At 51.0% G+C, this 19911-nt stretch carries 14 protein-coding genes; 5 read left to right on the top strand and 9 right to left on the bottom strand.

Annotation, left to right across the window (positions count from 1 at the left end; all coding sequences use genetic code 11):
* Nucleotides 1-15: 15 nt before the first annotated feature.
* The 8 genes from T488_RS0100195 to recQ form a co-directional block, all read right to left on the bottom strand.
* The gene (locus T488_RS0100195) at nt 16-879 is read right to left on the bottom strand and encodes an alpha/beta hydrolase (RefSeq protein ID WP_051536044.1); all 864 of its coding nucleotides are present in this window, start codon (nt 877-879) and stop codon (nt 16-18) included.
* Nucleotides 830-2557 carry a MutS-related protein gene (locus tag T488_RS18435; protein ID WP_051536041.1) on the bottom strand — a complete coding sequence of 576 codons (1728 nt, stop codon included), beginning with the start codon at nt 2555-2557 and terminating at the stop codon, nt 830-832. The genes T488_RS0100195 and T488_RS18435 overlap by 50 nt, the downstream gene beginning before the upstream one ends.
* Nucleotides 2558-2577: 20 nt before the next feature.
* Complete coding sequence (locus tag T488_RS0100185; RefSeq protein ID WP_028519054.1) at nt 2578-4299, bottom strand: dockerin type I repeat-containing protein; 1722 nt, start codon at nt 4297-4299, stop codon at nt 2578-2580.
* Nucleotides 4300-4577: 278 nt separating this feature from the next.
* Nucleotides 4578-5474 carry a sensor histidine kinase gene (locus tag T488_RS0100180; protein WP_028519053.1) on the bottom strand — a complete coding sequence of 299 codons (897 nt, stop codon included), beginning with the start codon at nt 5472-5474 and terminating at the stop codon, nt 4578-4580.
* Between the two features lie 31 nt (nt 5475-5505).
* A complete protein-coding gene (locus T488_RS0100175; RefSeq protein WP_028519052.1) occupies nt 5506-6246 on the bottom strand; it encodes a hypothetical protein in 741 nt (246 codons plus the stop codon).
* Nucleotides 6239-7153 (bottom strand): ABC transporter ATP-binding protein, encoded by a 915-nt coding sequence (locus T488_RS0100170; protein WP_028519051.1) that lies wholly within the window; start codon nt 7151-7153, stop codon nt 6239-6241. Before T488_RS0100170 ends, T488_RS0100175 begins: the two co-directional genes overlap by 8 nt.
* 81 nt (nt 7154-7234) lie before the next feature.
* The gene (locus T488_RS0100165) at nt 7235-7924 is read right to left on the bottom strand and encodes a response regulator transcription factor (protein ID WP_028519050.1); all 690 of its coding nucleotides are present in this window, start codon (nt 7922-7924) and stop codon (nt 7235-7237) included.
* Nucleotides 7921-9771 carry a DNA helicase RecQ gene (recQ, locus tag T488_RS16495; RefSeq protein ID WP_037296613.1) on the bottom strand — a complete coding sequence of 617 codons (1851 nt, stop codon included), beginning with the start codon at nt 9769-9771 and terminating at the stop codon, nt 7921-7923. Before recQ ends, T488_RS0100165 begins: the two co-directional genes overlap by 4 nt.
* A gap of 215 nt (nt 9772-9986) precedes the next feature.
* On the opposite strand from recQ, the gene T488_RS0100155 reads away from it, so the two are divergent.
* The 3 genes from T488_RS0100155 to T488_RS0100145 all read left to right on the top strand — a co-directional run bounded on the left by T488_RS0100155 (nt 9987) and on the right by T488_RS0100145 (nt 14430).
* Nucleotides 9987-10541: an RNA polymerase sigma factor gene (locus tag T488_RS0100155; protein WP_028519049.1), complete on the top strand. Its 555-nt coding sequence runs from the start codon at nt 9987-9989 to the stop codon at nt 10539-10541.
* Complete coding sequence (locus T488_RS0100150; protein ID WP_028519048.1) at nt 10538-11212, top strand: hypothetical protein; 675 nt, start codon at nt 10538-10540, stop codon at nt 11210-11212. Before T488_RS0100155 ends, T488_RS0100150 begins: the two co-directional genes overlap by 4 nt.
* Before the next feature lie 506 nt (nt 11213-11718).
* Nucleotides 11719-14430, top strand: coding sequence for a cellulose binding domain-containing protein (locus T488_RS0100145; RefSeq protein WP_028519047.1), 2712 nt, complete (start codon nt 11719-11721; stop codon nt 14428-14430).
* A gap of 251 nt (nt 14431-14681) precedes the next feature.
* Here the strand turns inward: T488_RS0100145 and T488_RS18430 are convergent, their stop codons facing one another.
* Entirely contained in the window at nt 14682-16298 is a 1617-nt protein-coding gene (locus T488_RS18430) for an expansin EXLX1 family cellulose-binding protein (protein ID WP_051536039.1), read from the bottom strand.
* A 317-nt stretch (nt 16299-16615) separates the two neighbouring features.
* On the opposite strand from T488_RS18430, the gene T488_RS0100130 reads away from it, so the two are divergent.
* Nucleotides 16616-17749 (top strand): YcjF family protein, encoded by a 1134-nt coding sequence (locus T488_RS0100130; protein WP_028519046.1) that lies wholly within the window; start codon nt 16616-16618, stop codon nt 17747-17749.
* 165 nt (nt 17750-17914) lie between these two features.
* Entirely contained in the window at nt 17915-19906 is a 1992-nt protein-coding gene (locus T488_RS0100125; protein WP_196243243.1) for a CotH kinase family protein, read from the top strand.
* Nucleotides 19907-19911: the final 5 nt, after the last annotated feature.

The raw sequence follows: 19911 nt of genomic DNA, 5'->3' as shown, positions 1-19911 counted from the left end.
TGGTGCCGTTTACCTTTATTCTATGCAGCTTCTGAAAAACTCAAGCTGCTCTTTGTTGGCTTCTGCCGCATTTTTGTCCCTGATATTGCAGTGGAAAACGTGTCCCAGCCTGTTGCTCTCATCGCCGTAGAGCTTCGACACGAACCGTACTCCCTTTGCCCTGAGAGCCTCTTCCATAGGCGCCTGCTGGTCCTTCATGAAATCATCTGCGGCAGTCATAAGGAAGCAGGGAGGATAGTCCGCGGTGATGTGGTCAACGGTATGGAGCAGCTCAAGAACCTTCTCAGGGTCGTTCTTCGGAAGCGTGTTTATGTAGAAATCCGCCCTTCCCTTTGCAGTATAGGTGCCGCAGTTGAGACCAAGTCCTCTCAGCTTCAGTCCCTCGGGAGGAGTTACGGGAAACTCCTCCGCAAGTCCGGGGCAGGTGAGTACAGCTGCATAGGCAGCCATGCCCGCAGCGCCCGAGGAGTCTCCCAGACCGAAGACCGCAGCGGTGTCAAAGCCATATTTTCCGGCGTTGTCAAGTACAAATCGGAACACATCGTTTATATCCTCAAAGGCGGCAGGAAAGCGGTGCTTCGGTGCAAGGCGGTAGCTTGGATCCACAACGGCAAAGCCCTGCTCAGCCAGTGACATACAGTAGAAGCGGTAGGTCTCCTTGGTGCCGTATATCCAGCCGCCGCCGTGAAAGTTCACGATGACGGGGACAGCTCCCGCAGTATTCTTCGGACGGTAAACGTCCAGAAGTCCGTACTTTTTGTCTTTCCCGTATCTGATATTGCAGAAGCACTCCACCCCATCGGGGACGGTGAGCCCCCTGTCTCTTGCGTCATCGCTGCGCTTGCACATCATTCTGAATATCATTGTCTGAAGTGACATGGCTGTCATCCTTTGCACTGAGATTATCCATGAGCTGGTCGAAGGTTATGCCGAAGCTGTAGGCTATCTCACGGGCGTAGCTCTTGCCGTCGGGCTTTTTGTAGCTGACCTTGTAGGAACGCCTGCCGTTGTCATTTTCCATTACCATGCTGACCGCCTTGCAGACTGCCTTTTCTGTCTCGCCGAAGATGTCAGCCTCCGCCGCAAGCTCGTGCATATGGGTGTTGAAGACAGTCCTTGCGCCCAGACAGCAGAGGTACCTGATGGCGTCCTCCGCGATATATAGCGACTCGGTGTGACTGGTGGTGGCGAAGGACTCGTTCAGCAGCACAAGGCTGCCTCTGTCCGCACTTCGGCTTATCTCGCAGAAGCGGGCTGCCTCCTCACCCAGTCTGCCCAGTGATACCGTGCGCTCCTCCTCGACGGGGAAGTGGGTGTAGATACCCGTGCACAGCTCCACCGACGCTGAGGCGGCAGGCACGAACACGCCGCACTGATACATGAGGAAGGCAAGCCCTATGCCCTGGGTGAGAATGGTCTTGCCGCCGCGGTTGGGACCCGTCAGTATCTGAACGGTCTTGTCATAGGTGAAGGAAATATCGTTGCAGACTATATCCTCGCTGACTGTGCCGAGAGTACGGCATATAGCCAGCTTCACGTTGTAAAGGTCATGGAAGTCCGTATCCTTTTCCGAGGGTTCTCCAATGCAGGTGGGGAGACCTGCGGCGTTCAGCTTCTTCTCCAGCTCTATGAACCGCAGATAGAACAGGAACTCATCAGCAAGCTCCGCAAGAGCTATTCCGCTGACGTCCACATACCTGTTGAGTATGCGCTTCAGCTTCGAAACCGAAGCGGGCAGCATACGCTCGATTATGGTGGTCAGGTTGTGCATGAGAGGACTGTCCTTTGCCGCTCCATTGGGAGTAGGTCTGCCCACCTTCCGGGCGGCTCTGTTGAGGCTGTCGTGTGGTATCTCCATAGTGAACGGTAACAGGTCCTTATCCGTGACCTGGTTTTTCCGCTGGAACTGTATGAAGCGCTTCAGCACGCTCTGCTCGCCGAAATAGAATCTGTTGAGTGAAACTATCCCAACTTCCTCGGGGTAGAAATCCTGGTTGAAGTTGACGCCTATAGTCATGCTCCTTACGGTCTCGAACTCCTCGGCGATACCTGAAATGTCCTGGGAAAGCTCATCAAATCCGCTGTCGGTGTAGATGCTGCTGACATACTCTGCAAAGCGTCTGAGTCCCTCTGAGCGGAAGGTGCGTCCGCTGATGAGCTCCTTTATTTTCAGCACCGAGTTTATGTAGCTCTCCAGTGAGCGGAGACGGGTGAGAAACTCCCATATAGTGGAAGCGCCGCCTATCTGCATGGGGCGGTCGTTTATGTAGAAACGCATGGCGTCGAAGACTTCATAGAGCTTCTCGCAGAGCTCGCTGTCATCGCGGAGCTCCGCGTAGATACTGCTTCTGTAGCTGACAGTTTCGGCGCTTATGGGCATATCTGCCAGTATCTTCATCACCGTGGTCTTTTCAGTGTTGTTGCCCGTTATCTTCTCCGCCAGAAAGTCCACCGACAGGTCATTTACGGCACACTCTCCCAGCCTGAAAGAGGGAGCCTCCCTGCGTGGGGCAAGGAGACTGAATTCAATTATATCGTTGCTTGTTTTCTGCTTCATTAAAAACTCCTCTGGTGGTATTACTGCTCCTGATACTTATAGGTCAGATCGCGCAGCTTGAGTGCCACCTCGCTGAATGAGCGTGTTGTTTCGGCAGTATCACCGTTTGCATAGGTTATCACATAGTGATATGCGAAGCCGTCGTTAACAAGGAGCCCCGTGTCATTTGCGCCTTCTTCAATTATTTTTGCGTAGTTCTCAGACATGATACTGCTGTAATCCTGTTTGGTTATATTATAGATCAGGTTTACATCATTATTGTAGTCTCCGTTGTGCGCGGGAGCGGACAGCTTATATTCTCCGTCTTCCTGATATATCTTCCATTCGTTATGAACGCCCATTATTCCGCCTGTCTGTGTAATGCTCACCGAAACGGGAGCCACAGGCTTGCTGATAATAGCCTTTCTCATGAGAACGAGGTCGAAAGCGTCGATGACTTCGTCCTTGTTCAGGTCGCCTGCCCTCCAGTCAGCCAGCTCCGTATCAGAGCCTGACAGGAGCCATTTCTGCATAAGGAGCATATCTGCGATGGTGAGGTAGCCGTCGCCGTTCACATCACCCGTGGGCTCAGCAATTACCTTGTATACGATGTCCTCAGCGCCGTTGTCGTACTTTGTGACTTCCTTGTGATCCTCGGCAGTGAGGGCTGTATCAGGAAAAGTTGGAACAGAGAAGCCGTCGGGAGTCATCAAAAAAGTCGTATCGTCAAGGAAATACTCCACATTGCGGACTATACAGGGATTTGAAGTAATATCCGCTAATTTTGGAGCGCTGCCGGGAGTATTGACTATCTGATTTACAGAAAAGCCCTTGTTCTTTTCAATGTCAATGAGCTTGCCGCTCTCGTAGTCCTTAACGGTTATCCTTCTGTCACCTGAGAGCAGAACGGTCTGTGCGTTATCCAGCACGACGCAGTCTGCGGTTATGGTCTCCTTAGGCGCCGATGAGCTGTAAACGGGAGCGCAGCCGTAGGAGATCTTGCTATAGCCGTCCTTTACCGCCTCGTAAACATAGACGTTGCTGATTTCGCCGCCGTCTCTGATATTATCCTCGGTCACATTTGCCGACAGCACATCTTTAAGCACAAAGCAGTCACCGTCGTATTCTGTCCTCGTCCATTCATCGGGAGTTCCGCTGTTATATGTAAGGCAGAACACAGCACAGTTATCCTTTACGGAGAGCTGACCGTTCTTTTCAACGTACCTGCTGAACTCAGCAGGACAGTCGGGAGCCCAGCCGAGTATATCGGTCTCGGTGATATTGTAGTTTTCGTCAACGGAGAAGGAATAGTGTGCAGCTTCATTGGTGATACCCTTATTGGGATCCGAGGGCTGTGCCCATGTGTCGATAACGGAAGCTTCAAAGTCACCTGCGGTCCATGCACGGTATACCTGCACATTGAAGTCTTTGAACATTTTGCCGAGTATTTTCTTGCGTCCCACCTCAAGCATTGCATTTCCTTCTGTCTCGAAGCTGTAACGTTCCTTACCGATGGAGTCGGCGGGACCTGTCATTATATCCTCGGGGAAAACAATGCAGAGATAGCCGTTCTCATAATGTGTAGCACCGTAGGTGTTGCAGAATCCGATAGCAGACTCAAGGTCATCGGGTACCCATTCGGGGGCGTATTCATCACTGTCGGGGTCTGAACTGAAGGCATTTGCGGACATGGGTATAATACCTGTGGAGAAGGGGAGAAGTGCCGCTGCTGTAAATGCAGCTGTGATCTTTTTGATTTTCATTGCGTTCACCTGCTTTCTTGATTTTTGGTGCATTGCTGTCTGCCTTCATTATAGCACAGCCCTCCATAGATTGCAATAGTTCGGCATTATTTATTGAGAAAATCACTATTAGCGCAAGCGCTAATAGTGATTAGTGCATAGTGGTTAGTGATTAGTTAATGTGTTCGCTGCGCTCACATTATTTAAATAACGTCGCCGAAGGCGACACCACAACTATTCACTATTCACTAATCACTATTCACTCAAATCATAGATAACATTCCCGACCATACGGCTTTTCATATTATTATCTCGACGGAAAAGATATTCCCATTCATCTCTGCTTTTGCGTCCCAGCCGAGCCTGTTGCAGAGCAGCTTCACCACATACAGCCCCAGTCCCGAGCCGCCTGTTGTCCGTGAAGCCATGCGGTAAAAGGGCTCGAAGACTCTGTCTGTATCCACGGACTCGCTGTCCGCAACGGTGTTCTCCACACGGAGCCTTATATGGTCATCACTGCGGCTCAGCGTAACGCCGAAGCGGTCAACTGTGTATTTCTCGGAGTTGGACATAAGGTTGCTGAGTATCCTTGTAAGGCAGTGCCTGTCGGTCTCTGTCATTATACCCTCGGATATGGAAAAGTCCGCAGCGATGTTACGCGCTGAGATCCAGGAGTGCTGCTCCAGAACTGCTTCCGTCAGGAGATTGCTGAGATTTACCTCCTCGAAGGCAAGCTCCTCGCCTCCGCTCTCTGTTTTTGTGAGCTCGAAAAACTCGTCGGAGAGCTCCTTTAGATAGCGGTTCTTCTCCATGGCGATACTGAGATATTCTGAGCTTTTTCCCGTAAGTCCGCCGCTTTTCTCTATCATCTGCAAATAGCCCAGGGAAGCAGTCAGCGGCGTACGGAAGTCATGGGAGATACCGGATATTACTGTGTTCAGCTGACGCCTGCTCTCATCGTATTCCATGGCAAGTTTCCGCTGTATGTCGGTGTGCTCGTTGACCTTTACCGCCAGCTCCACTATATCCTTATCGAAGTCCGACACCTTCAGAGGCTGGCTGTAGCCGCTGTCCTTCAGCTTTTCAAGCTCCTGTGAGAAGCTGCGGATATTACGCTTTACGGACAGATATTTCCGCAGCAGCACTGCCGAAAGCACAATGAGGCACACGCAGACTGCTCCAAGTAAAATTTCCATAGCGTGAACCTCCTTTTCCTGATCTGTGATTTTAAACGTGACCGCCGATAGTAGTCCTTACATACCACTTTCTCTTGTGAGAAGTATAGGCGAGAGCGTACATTATCGCAAACTCGATGATAAAGCCGATGAGCGCCTTTGCCACAAGCCCTCCGCTGAGGCAGCCGTTTGCAACAAGTGTACATTCCGTTGCCGGAAACCACCCGAATAGGGCAACAGCAGTATCTGACATTGAGATAACTGCGTCTTCATTTGAAGCAAGTCCCAGAATTGAGACGATACTCTCAAGAATTATCCTGACATACGCTAAAACAATGCCTTCCCCTGTCTTTATCGTCATGGATATGCCGATGACAAACATTGTCATCCTCAGAAAAACGATATAAAGCAGCGCGATAGCCATGATCGTCTTCAAATTATGAGAATATATCAGCATTATCAGGCTCAGGGGGATAAAGTACAGCACCGTAAGAAGCGATGTATATACTATGATCCTGTACCATATGAGCTTGTGGACATTTGCGCCGTCCATTATTTCGTAGTGTGCAGTGCGGTTTGTGTAATGCTTTCCTAATAGTGATCCTGCACACATTGTCATCATACAAGCCATAATCGGAAAGCTGCCTGCTGCCACCTTATAGCTGGGGTGAAGAGGATCCGACATGAAGGTGCCAAATACTAATGCCAGCAACATAAAACCAAACAGTATGTATGCCAATACGCTTCTTCCTCTTGTTATGCGGTAAAGCTCTGCTTTTATGTAATTACTCATGGCTGCCACCTACCTTTTCAAGATAATAGTCCTCAAGGGACTGTCCCGATTCGTAAAGCTTGGTGATTATGCAGCCGCTGTCGGTAACGGTCTTTGAAATACGCTCCACAGCGTCAAGCTGCTCATATATCTCGATGTCTCCGCTCTGGAGCACCTTGTAGCTGCCGATGGAAAGCTTATCCTCAAGCACGGCTGCGGTCTTTTCGGTGTTGTTTGTCCTCAGCACTATGTGGCTGCGGCACCTGTCGTGAAGCTCCTCAAGGCTGAGATTTTCCACAAGCTGTCCCTTGTTGATTATGGAGAAGTCCGTGCATAGCTCAGAAAGCTCGGACAGCAGGTGGCTTGATATGAGTATGGTGACGCCCTGATCCTCCGAAAGCTTTTGCAGTATATGCCTTACCTCTACTATGCCCTCTGGGTCAAGACCGTTGACGGGCTCGTCCAGCACCAGGACCTCGGGCTTTGTGAGGAGAGCCATTGCGATGCCCAGTCTCTGCCTCATACCAAGGGAGAACTTGAGAGCCTTCTTCCTGCCTGTGTCCTTCAGACCAACGATGTCCAGCACCTCATCTATACGCTTTTTGTCGGGATAGCCCCTTACATAGCGCACATAGTTCAGGTTCTCATATGCGGTCATTTTGTAGTCCACAATGGGAGCCTCTATCATGAAGCTCATGCGTCTGCGGTTCAGGTCCAGGTCATCGCGGCTGCCGTAGAAGCTCAGCTCTCCCGAGGTCTGGAACATAAGTCCCGCAAGTATCTTCATGATGGTGGTCTTTCCTGCACCGTTGGGACCGATTAGTCCCGTAATACTGCCTTTTTTTACATCAAGGCTGAAATTTTTCACCACCTCGGCTTTTTTGAAGCGCTTGGTGATATTGGTCATTGTTATAACGCTATTGCCCATAGCGCCGCCTCCTTTCGTTTTGCTGACCTTATTCTAACATGGAAAGGTTCAGAAAAGGTAAAGCCAAAGGTAAAGAAAGTGTCAAGTTACGAGGCGGTATCCCATGCCCCAGACGGTCTCGATGTACTCGGTGTCGGGGTCAAGCTTTTTCAGCTTCTGGCGGATATTGCTCATGTGCACCTTAACTGTCTTGTCGTCGCTTATGTAGGACTCTCCCCACACGCTCTCAAAGAGGTTCGCCTTGGACCAAAGCTTCTGGGGACTTTTCAGCATAAGCTCCAGTATGGCGAATTCCTTGCTCGTCAGGGACATGATGCTGCCGCAGACCGCTGCCGTGCCTGCCGTGATGTCAAGGGTCAGGTTCTTGCAGGTGAGCACCTCTGCTTCCTTTTTTCGGCTGCCGTCGCTGTCATATCTTCTCAGCACAGCCTCCACGCGGACAAGTAGCTCGTCAAGGTCGAATGGCTTTGTCAGATAGTCGTCGGCGCCCATGCGGATAAGGTCTATCTTTGAGCGCGTATCGCTCTTGGCGGAAACGATTATGACGGGAATATCCGAGAACTCCCGTATCTTTGTCAGCACCATGTCGCCGCTCTGGTAGGGGAGCATGATGTCCAGTATCAGCAGTGAGATGTCCTCCTGCTCGCGGACCATGCGCACTGCGTCAAGTCCGTTCATCGCCGGTATGGTCTCATAGCCCTGAGAGGAGAGATATTCGCAGATAAGGCGGTTTATCTCCCTGTCGTCCTCGGCGGTAAGTATTTTCTTCATAGTGTACCTCCACGGTGGTCATTTTCGCTTCTGAGGTGCTCGCTTATGAGAGCACAGAAGTCCTCGCCGTACTTTTCAGCCTTGCGCCTTCCCACACCCGATACCGTCAGGAATTCCTCGGCGGTGGTGGGGAGCACTCTGCACATATCCTCCAGGGCGGCGTCGGTGAAAACAATATATGCAGGCACCCTTGCCTCCTGAGCCAGTCTGCTTCGGAGCTGCCTGAGCTTTGCAAACAGGGTCTCGTTCTGAGTGAGACCGCTGTCTTTTTTCTTCTTTTTCTCCGTTTTTTCTATGGGGAGCTTCATGGTTACGGGGATACGTTCCTTCAACAGCTTTGCGGAGAGCGCGGTGAGCTCCACCACAGGGTATTCGCCGTCGCTGAAGCCCAGATAGCCCTCAGCGGCAAGGTGGTCAAGCTCTGCGCGGATACGCCTTGCGGGAGTATCGCTCATGATGCCGTAGGTGGAGAGCCTGTCAAAGCCCAGTGAGAGCAGCCTTTCGTTCTCGCTTCCCCTGAGTATGTCAACTATCATGCCCTTGCCGAAGTATCTGCCCTTCTGCTTTACCCTGAACACGCAGGAGACTATCTTTTGGGCGTCCACGGTTATGTCCGCCTCCTCGAAGCCGTCGATACAGCAGGAGCAGTTTCCGCAGTATGAGGGAGCTTTCTCACCGAAATACCGCAGCATGAACTCTCTGAGACAGCTTGTGGCGGTGGAATAGAAGGTCATTTCCTTCAGCCGCTCCTTGTCCCTTTCAAGCATTATCTCCTTTTCCTCGTCGGATAGCTCGGTGTTCTCGTCGCGGCTCCGCTCTATCATGAAGTCATTGGTGCGCACGTCCGATGGACCGTACAGCAGTATGCACTTTGCGGGGCTGCCGTCACGTCCCGCGCGGCCTGCCTCCTGATAGTAGCTCTCGATGTTCTTGGGCATATTGTAGTGGATAACGAAGGAAACGTCGGACTTGTCTATACCCATTCCGAAGGCATTGGTCGCCACCATTATCCGCTTGCGGTCGTAGATGAAGTCCTCCTGATTGGCGCGTCTTTCACTGTCGGAGAGCCCGGCGTGGTACCTTGTGGCGGAGAAGCCGTCGCTGCACAGCTTTTCGCAGACCTCCTCCACACTTTTCCGTGAGAGGCAGTAAACGATACCGCATTTATCCTCCATATCGCCGATGAGTCTGCGGAGCTCATTGTACTTGTTCTGCGGCTTTTTCACAGCAAAATATAGGTTGGGGCGGTCGAAGCCCGTCACCAGCGTAAATGGCTCGCGCAGCCCCAGAAGACGGACTATATCCTCCCTTACCGTATCCGTGGCAGTTGCAGTAAAGGCGCTGACTATGGGGCGGCAGGGTAGGCTCTCTACAAATCCTGCAATATGTATATAGCTTGGACGGAAGTCCTGTCCCCACTGTGAGACGCAGTGCGCCTCGTCGATGGTGACCATGGATATTTCCACCGATGACACAAGGCTGCTTATCTCACGGGTGCCCAGGCGTTCGGGAGCTATGTAGATGAGCTTGTATTCGCCGCGGCAGGCGCGGTACATGGTCTCTGCATACTCCTCCTGAGTGAGGGAGCTGTTGATACAGGCGGCGCTGACTCCTGCTGCGGTGAGAGCGCTTACCTGGTCCTTCATAAGGGAGATAAGGGGAGATATGACTATGGTGACACCCCTCAGCATAAGGGCAGGCACCTGATAGCACAGGGACTTTCCCGCTCCCGTAGGCATGATACCCAGCACGTCGCAGCCGCCCAGGATATGGTCGATGAGCTCCTCCTGACCGCTGCGGAACGCCCTGTGACCGAAATATTCTTTTAGTACGGAAAGCTTGTCCATTCTGCCCGCTCCTTCTCTTGGTTTTATATTATTATATCACTGCTTCGGTTTTATTGCAAGGCGTGAGTGGGGCTTGCAATTGTACGGAGTTGTGGTATAATTATTACATCAGCTCCGTTTTCACAAGACCCGGTACAAGATTTACAAAAAATTCACATTTATTCTACTTTTTATCACACCAAAAAATTGTCTATATAAGTGAAGGAGGCAGAGCAATGGAAGACCAGGAAATAATCGAACTCTATTTCCGTCGCTCGGAAGACGCTATCGCCGAGACCCGCAGCAAATACGGCGCTTACTGCAATACTATCGTCTATGGGATACTCCATGACAGTGAGGACTCGGAAGAATGTCTTAATGACACCTATCTAAGGCTGTGGGATACCATACCGCCGGAAAAGCCCGAAAATCTCAAGGCTTACATCGCAAGGCTGGTAAGGAATTCCGCGCTGAATATGTATAAGAAAAGAAATGCCGCCAGGCGGGGCGGTGACTTCGTAAAGGTCGCTCTTGACGAGCTCAGGGACTGTGTGCCCGACAGCACTTCGGGTATTACGGAAAAGCTTGAGCTGAGGGATCTTGCGGAGAGGTTCCTGCGGGAGCTCACCGAAACGGAGCGGGTGATCTTTCTGCGGAGATACTGGTATATGTGCCCCATATCCGAGATCGCGGAGACCTGCGGTATAAAAGAATACAAGGTTGCCTCCATATTGAAGAAAACAAGGAAATTGCTGAAGAGATACCTTGAAAAGGAGGGGGCGGGGATATGAATGAGATGCAGTTTTTAGAGGCACTCGGTGAAATAAGCGACGACCTCATAGAAGAGGCAGCTCCGGAAAGGAAGCTGAAACATACAAAAAAGCCCATATGGCGTACCTGTGTTGCCGCAGCCTGCATGACAGCAGCTGCACTGGCAGTGGGAACACTGGGGCACTATATGTACAGAGGCGGCGAAAAAAGCGTGATACGCGGCGGGACCGTGATGTCAGAGCCGCCGGAAAAGCAGTACAGTCTTGGGGGCACTATGCTTTCGGGAGGAAAAATATATACAGGCACATCAGATGAGCTGTTGGGAGGGGGAAACGCCTTTCATTCCCCCGATGACACCAACAGCTCGGACGGTGCTGCGAAGGAGGATGCATTGATAAGTCAGGAAACGGAATACAGGGGAGATGTTTCCGACATGAAGGAGGTGACCCGTGCGGTCACCGATTACATGAAGACCGAGGAGTTCAGAGCCATGACCACCGACGAAAAGGCGTCGGGGATGTACGGGCTCCTTACTCAGCTTGCGGAAAACGGTACGGAAAACGCTCCCCGCAGTCTCATACTAAAGGACAGCATAATCGTATCAGCAGATTCAACAGTTATCTCATACAGGTACCCCAACGGCAATATCGCAGTAATTAACCTTTCAGAAAACAGCGGAACGCACTCTTGAACCATTGCTCCTTTTTCAGTTTACGCGCAGAGCTCATGCGGCTTTGCGCGGCTTTTTTTGTCATATAAGGGCGATTGCTTTGTCATGATTGTATAATCTGACAGCTGTCAGACCATTTGCGGTTGTGCGATATGACGTTTTGCTGCGGAAAGGTGTTGACAAGGAGAAATCGACCATATATAATGAAATCAGCGCTTTATGAAAATGTACTGCCAGTCTCGGAATTCATCTCAGCAAGAAAATACACCAAGTATAACTATATCGTTATTTTACTATAAGGAGCGTGATATATAACGCATGATGAGGCGTTAGCTATTCTGAGAGACGGCTGTGGTATTGCTGCCCTGAAACGGGTGTCATATACTGCGGCTTTTTATATTTATACCCGTTTATATTTGTTTGTTTTTCCTGCTCTGAAGCTTTCCGCGAAGGGCGCCGCATTATTTGTACAAACGCTTTTTATTTTATTTATCTTATCAAAACACTGACTAAACAAAGGAGTAAAAATGGGAACAAACAAATTTTTCAGAAGAGCTGCGAGCAGTATCCTTGCCGCAGCTGTAATGACAACATTCGTACCAAGTGCCATCTATGCCAGCGCTGCGGCAGATGTCACCACCTACAGCTATGAAGGCTTCGATGTGACATATTCCGTTGAAAAGACATGGACAGGAGCACAGAGTATCTGCGTAACACTCACGAATACAGGCGATGAGTCCATCGTAAACTGGGCTCTCAAGTACGATCTGGGCGGCACACCCTCAAATATGTGGAACGCACAGGTCTACAGCAATAAGGATTCAGAGTACGTCATCAGGAACAACAGCTGGAACTATGAGATAGCTCCCGATTCATCGGTATACTTCGGCTATATCCTCTCAAACGAGGAGGACATCGCAGTTCCCACAGCCTTCGAGCTGTGCAGCGAGCGCGTAGACGTTGCCGAGGGCTATGATGTTTCTGTTGCATATACAGATGAGTGGAACACAGGTATGCGCGGCGAGGTGACCATAACCAACACCACCGACGCTCCTATCGAGGCATGGACTCTCTCCTTCGACACCAATTTCGAGATCACCGATCTCTGGGACGCACGAACAGTAGGTACACCCGAAAACGGCAGATATACCGTGGCAAGCCCCTACTGGAGCGACGCTATCCCCGCAGGCGGAAGCGTTACCTTCGGATTTGTGGGCCGTGTTGCAGACAAGGGCGAGGACTATACTGCTGCTGTCGGCAATTATGCTCTCACTTCTGTTGTGATAGACCCCGAGAAGAAGGATCCCCCCCAGCCCGACGAAGATCTCGCCCTCTCGGCAAGTGAGAAGGAGATACGCAAGGGAACAGGCACCAAGACAGTTTACTTCTATGCCCAGACAGAGCTTGATGTCACCTCTGTCTCACTTTATGACGCTTCATCCGATACTGTTGCGGCAGCTATGATGGACGACGGCAAATACAGCACAAGCGGCGACGATATGCAGGGTGACGGCGTATTCAGCTGTAAGCTCGATCTTGACATCTCCGCAAAGAACGACTTTAGCTTTGTTGCAAAGGCTGTTGCAGACGGCGAAGAGATCGTTTCCAATGACATCACTGTTGTAGTTTACGAGACCTTCTCAGACGATCAGAAGGCTTGCATACAGGAGGTACAGAACACTATCTCCGCTCTTGTAAACAGCGATGAATTCCACGCACTCCCTCTTGAGGACAGAGTTGCCCAGACACAGGCTCTCCTTGAAAGCCTTTCAGAGAACGGCACAGAGAACAAGCCCTTCAGCCTTATCAAGGAAGGCAGCATACGCTATAACGAGGCAAGCAAGGTATTCACATTCAAGTATCCCTCGGGCATCATCAGCCTTGTAAGACTTGATGACGGAAATACCGAGGCTACTCTCAGCGGCTCCACAGTAGTGTCCGAGTCGGACGTGGTGCTCAGCGGACCTCTTGCCGACGGCATTCCCTCAGGCAGCGTTGAAGCTATCGTTTTCAACGCAGTATCACCTGATATTCCCGTAACCGACAGCTTCTTCGACAGCTGGAGAGATCTCGGAGCAGATGTGAAGTACGATGATACCGTTACAGTTGCAGAGCTCAGGAACCAGCTTTCCGGCAACGACGTCATCTATATGATCATGCACGGACTCTATGCTGATTTTGATGACATAGGAACAACGACCATCATGCTCACCAACGAGATCTGCACCGATACAAATCTCGAGGCATATGCACACGACTGGGACGAGGACAGAATAGGCGTTATAATCGATGAGGACTCCTATGATCCCTACTATGTCATCCTTCCCAAGCTGTACAGCGACTGCTACAGCGGCTCAAAGCTCAGCGATGCTGTCGTTGCTCTCAATACCTGCCAGAGCTTCGGCGCAGACGGCGATTATTTCTACGGACTGGGCGACGCATTTATTGATTCCGGTGCAAGCGCAGTTGTAGGCTTCCACAATAGTATCTATGCATCATACGCTATTCCCTTCACCATTGATTTCATTGATCATATGATCAACGGCGACAACTGCGCAGATGCTTTTGATGCTTGCAAAACAGCATACGGTGACGACGACGGACATAACGGTGTTCCCGTTCTTTACGGTGACTATGACGCACTCATCAGCGCAGGCGACCTTATCAACGGCGATTATGAGAAGCTGCTCTGGCCTCTGACTAATCTTAACCTGTTCATTCCCGGCTGGAAGAAGGGCGGCGACGCAAGAGTCGTAAATAAGCTGGGACCCATTGATACTATCAGCAATTCCCATATGGCTATACTCACAACAGGTGTAGGCTCCGGCGAGAATGTTTACATCAGCGGCGGTACAGAGGGAAGCTACCTCTCACAGACCTTCAAGATCCCCGAGGGCGCAGAGACACTCAGCTTCTACTACAATTTCGTATCCGAGGAGCCCATGGAGTACGTAGGCTCAAAGTTCGATGACAAGTTTACTGCTGACATCTATGACGTAAATGACAACAATGTTCTCAGAGCAGCATTTGAATCCGTAAACACTTCAAGCTGGACTGCTGTAAGCGGTATCAACTTTGACGGCGGCGACAGCACCTGCTATGAGACAGGCTGGAAGAAGGTCAATATCGACGTAAGCCAGTGCACAGGCAAGTATATCTCAATGAGATTCAGCGTAACAGACGTTGGCGACTCTATCTATGATACAGCTGTTCTCATCGACAAGGTTTGCTTTGAATAAGGACAGATAAACAGCGAAAAACTGCTGTCTTAATGAAAAAAAGCTGCACTTCCGCGGATAGGGCGGGAGTGCAGCTTTTTATCTGCTGTCAGGCGGAGGCTCTGACAGGAACTCATAATATGGGAAGTCCTGTTTCGGGATCTACTTCGGGGACGGATGTGGTGATGACGTCCTCACATTCAAATTCTATCATGATAAGCTCGGGAGCTGTGTATTTTTCTTTCATATCGATTTACCTCTGTTCTGTATTTTTAGTCCGGGAACTGCTTTGTGCCCTTGACGGGAGTGACATCGTTGTCCTTTAGGTCAACGCCCTCTTCGATGACTACGTGACCGTAGATGTCGGTGATCCTGAATGTGAACGGACCCGGCTCGACTGCTTTCTTGAGATTGAAGTAATTGTATTCCTCACGGGGAACTTCGATATACTCGCCGTTCTGTAGGAGCTCCAGTGAATAGATGGGGTACTTCTGATTGAAGACCTGCATCTCGAACCAGTACTGTGTAGCGCCTGTCTTGTATCTGTAGCTCATGGGCTCGGTCTCAGCCTTATCGAAGGGGATTATCTTCCAGGTTATAGGCACTCTGCCGTCAACCTTGTCGGCTATCTTCTCAAATGCAGCAGGGTCAAGGTCGATGTCGCCCTTTGCACCCTCGGGGAGCCTGTCAACTATGTAGACATCAACGCTGCCCTTGGGACCTGTTACCTCTACATAGGCGCCTGCCAGCATAGCAGTATTGTAGTCGGCGGTGTTCATGGCGGCGTAGTAATAGTCGCCTCTTACGTCATTGAGGCTGGCATTTCCAAGGTTGTCATCAGCAAGGTCATAGTATGTAGCCTCGCCGCTGTGGACCTTGCCCTTTTCCTCAAGGAGCCACTGTGGCTCGTCGGGAGTAACGGGCTCGTCCTTCTGAGCTTCGGCAGCCTTGCCGTAGGCGTAGAGCGCTTTGCACACGTTAACAAGCCCGGTATCGCTCTGGGCAGTTGCCGCTGCAAGATACTGCACAGGCCTGAAGTCCTCAGTAATAGTGCCGTTTGTGAAGGTATAAGCCTTGCCGAGAGCTGTTGCGGGAACATCGGCGGAGACTGTAAGGTATCCGCTTCCGGCAGAAGCTGCGGTGACGGTATTTCCGCCGAAGGTGAAGCCCTCAAGGAAAGCCTTTGCCTCCTCGGCGTCTGCGTCATCATCTGTTTTGAAGTAAAGAGTGAGCCTTGTCTCCGAGCGGAGCGAAAGGTTCATGCCGTAATAGCTTACGCCCGTGCCGCTGAGCTTGCTGTTGAAGGCTTCCTTGTCGAATATATCCGAGTCTATGGCAGTGCCGCTGTAGTCTGCGCCCTCTATGTCCTTGTCGGCGAGGTCGTCCGTGTCCACACCGAAATAGGTCTGTGCGGCTCCGCCGTATCTCAGCATAGCCTTTGCCAGGTCGTGATACGAGGCATAAGTGCTGTCATCAAGGAGACTGTGGAGGTAATCGCTGACCGAGACCTCCTTGCTGAGCAGCTCCTCTCCGTTCTTTGAGACCTTTATGGTATGGGCTTTGTTCATATTCATTGCAAACTCGTCGGCGGTGATGAGCCAGCCCTTGTCAGTGACCTGTGGAGTGGCTGACGCGCCGTCCAGAGTAATATCATAATCCGAGGGCTCTCCCTCTGCGCTGAGATAGAAAGAAATGCCTATCTTTGAACCTCCTGCGGAGAGACCCATGCTCAGCTTTGCTCCGGAGCTTTCACTATCCGACGCATCTGCTGCGACAGCGGGGAATGTCTGAACAGCAGGGAGTAAATATCCTCCTGCCGATACTGCCGCAAGGACTGCCGAGACAGCTGCTGCGGTAAGCCTTCCTGTGATGACCTTATTTTTCTGCATAAGTACCTTCCTCTCCAATAAAAATATACGCAACTGTATATTTTACAAATGATACACCTGCGTCTTTTATAAGTATAACACATAAATATGAATAAATCTACAATAAATCTATGCAAAATCCCGTATATTCAACACTGATATATACTTTTTGTATTAAAGCGAGACTATTGGTCTGACCTATTGACATTTTGGTTTCAGAACTGCTCCAAAAGCGACAATTTGATAACAAACTGTCCTCTGCTATTGATTATTGACGGCAATTCTGTTATAATGACTTTGAAAAAACGGGGTATTCCTGAAAGCAAGGAGATGTGTATATGACTACAGATGTGAACAAAATAGCTCAGGACGCTATAAACGCTATCTCTGAGAGGATAAAGAACCTCAACAGGCTCAATATCATCGTGGCAGGCAAGACGGGAGTGGGCAAAAGCACCCTCATAAACGCTGTTTTCCGCGACAAGCTGGCGGAAACAGGCATAGGCAGACCCGTCACCGACCACATGAGGAAGATAACCAAAAAGGGCGTGCCCCTTTCCATATACGATACCCGCGGCTTCGAGCTGGGCAAGGAGGTCCAGAACGAGGTCAAGAGGGAGATAACCGACACCATCAGCAGGGGACTTGCCACCAACGACGTAAACGAGGCTATCCACTGCATATGGTACTGCATAAATACAGCCTCCAACAGGATAGAGCCCGAGGAGATACAGTGGCTCAGAGAGATCTCTAAGGAGAACGAGATAACTCAGGTGCCTATCATAGTGGTGCTGACGCAGTCCTTCTCGGAGGCTAATGCTCAGGAGATGAGAAAGACCCTCCTTGACGAAAATCTGGACATCATACAGGTAGTCCCCGTCCTTGCGGAGAGCTACGAGATAAAGGGGCTGGGAGTTGCCCCCGCCTACGGTCTGGACGTGCTGATACAGGTGATGGAGGAAGCCCTCCCCGAGGAGCTCATGGACACCCTCCAGAACGTGCAGATAGCTTCACTGAAGGCAAAAAAACTGAGAGCACAGGCGGCTGTGGCGACGGCAGCCCTTGCGGCAGCAGGTGAGGGAGCTGCACCTCTGCCCTTTGCCGACTGTGCGATGATGATACCCACACAGCTCGGAATGATAGCTTCTATCACAGTCATCTTCGGATTTAACGTCAGCAAGAGCATAATCACAGCCCTTCTCTCCTCCACTATCGGCTCGGGAGGAGCTACGGTCCTGGGAAAGACGGTGGTATCGAATATCCTCAAGCTTATCCCCGGAGCAGGCTCCATTCTTGGCGGAGCTATCTCCGCAGGCACGGCAGGAGTCATTACCGCAGCCCTGGGAGAGGCTTACATCGGCGTCATGGAGCTGGTTTTCAAGGGAGATATGAGCCTTGATGACCTGAGCACCTCAAAGGGCAGGGAAACAATGTCAAAGCTTTTCAAAAAGAAGCTGAAGGAGTCGGAATGAGATCATAATGAGCGCCTGATTTTTTCGGGCGCTCGGTTTCTGTGTAATGACAGTTCTGAAAAGGTGAGAGAAATCCCGGTGTCTTACGTCTAATAAATGAAAGACATGATTGTTAGAGCGACAGATATTCCAAAATGAAAAGAGGTCATTTTGATGAGGGGATATGTGAAACACTTGTTTATCAGGGCTGTGACATTGATGACAGCTGCACTTGTGATGCTTGCTGCGGCAGTGCCGTCGGTGAGCCTTGCTGCCGATGCTGATACGAAGGAGCAGGAGCTGAAATACAGGGACATACCTGTTTACGATCTTGAGGCAAGTGAGCTGGCTCCCGGTACGGATACCTGTCTGGACTATGTCAGATGGTGGTACAGCGAGTGGGAGGACTGCCGCTATCTGTTCCTGCCCTCAACTGCGGACAGGAACAGTATAATGGTGAACTATATCGCCGATGATGTCATAAGTCTCGGCGGAGTCCCTCTGGTCTCGGGAGAGATGACCTCCCTGCTGGGGGAGGCGGACGAGTTTGACATAACAGTGGGCGGTACCGACTGCGGAAAGCTGAAAATAATGCAGTCTGAGCTGGGCTGTATATTCATCACCACCGAGCATATGGGACTTGACCGTCTGGACAGTAACCGTGCACTGACGGAAACAGGTCTGATGACAGCCATAAATGCACAGGGCGGCACGGAGTACAACGGGCTCATCGAGAAGCTGTCCGCACACGGCAATTCCTCCTGGGATTACAGCAAGAAAAAGCCCTATAACCTGAAGCTCCCTCAGAAGGAGGATCTCTATGGCATGGGCAAGGCAAAGAAGTGGGTGCTCCTTGGCAACTACCTTGACCACTCCATGCTGAGAAACAGGATAGCTGCGGAGATGGCGAATGCGGCAGGAATGGAATACGTTCCCGATACTGTCTTTGTGGACTTTTACGCTGACGGCTCATACCGCGGAACCTATCAGCTCTCGGAGAGAGTGCAGATACAGAAGAACCGCGTGAATATCCGCGATCTTGAGGAAAAGACCGAGGAAATAAACGAGAAGGACCTTGAACAGTATCAGTATCTGGCTGAGGGAGCCGCAAACACAAGGGAGTATATGGAAAACAGCTATAAATACTATGATATACCCAACGATCCTGCGGACATTACGGGCGGCTATCTTATGGAGTTCCAACAGTGGAACCGCTATGGCACCAAGGCAAAAAGCGGCTTCGTGACCTCCCGAGGACAGGCTGTCTCTATCAAGGGACCCGAGTACGCTTCAAAGGCGCAGGTGGAGTATATCCGCAGTTTTGTACAGGACATGGAGGACGCTATCTACTCCGAGGACGGCTATAACTCCAAGGGAAAGCATTATTCCGAGTACCTGGACGTGGACTCACTCATAAACGCCTATCTGATACAGGAGATAAGCGAAAACGTTGACTCAACCTATTCCAGCTTCTATATGTGGAAGGACTCCGACAAGAAGGGGGACGGAAGGATACATTTCGGTCCCGTCTGGGATATGGACTTCACCTACGGCAACTTCAAAAGGACTATGACCAATTCCGACGGCGAAAGCGGCTTTTCCGGCAATCCCGAGACGCTGTACACTGCCTGTTTCTTCATCAGCGGCTACAAGGACTCGGGACGTGATACCCTGGGTATAAGCTGGCTGGGAAAGATGTACAAGCGCGAGGACTTCCGCAGGCGTGCGGCAAGTGCCTATAAGGAGCGGTTCGAGCCCTTCCTCAATGAGCTCATAGACGGCGATGAGCCCTATATCAGGCAGATGGCGGAGGAGATAAGCTCCTCGGCAGAGATGAGCAATGCCCGCTGGCATACCTACGGCGGAAAAGACTTCCTGATATTCGGCGACTCCAGCGGAGAGGACTTCATGGGCTCGGTGGAGATACTGAGAGCTTTTGCGGAAAGACGCAGGAATTTCCTGACAAAGACCTGGACCCCTCTCAGCTTCGTCCGCGGAGACGTAAACGGCGACGGAAACTTCGACACGGCAGACCTTGTGCGGCTGAAAAAATGGCTCATAAAGGCGGAGACCGCGCCCCTTGAGGAGCCCATTGCGGCGGACATCTATCCCGACGGCTCAATTGACGTATTTGACCTGTGTACCCTGGAAAGGGAGCTGCTGAAGCAGTCAGGCTGACATTA

The sequence above is a fragment of the Ruminococcus flavefaciens ND2009 genome (assembly GCF_000621785.1).
Taxonomy (GTDB): Bacteria; Bacillota; Clostridia; order Oscillospirales; family Ruminococcaceae; genus Ruminococcus; species Ruminococcus flavefaciens_C.
This window is presented reverse-complemented; position numbering and strand designations above follow the sequence as displayed.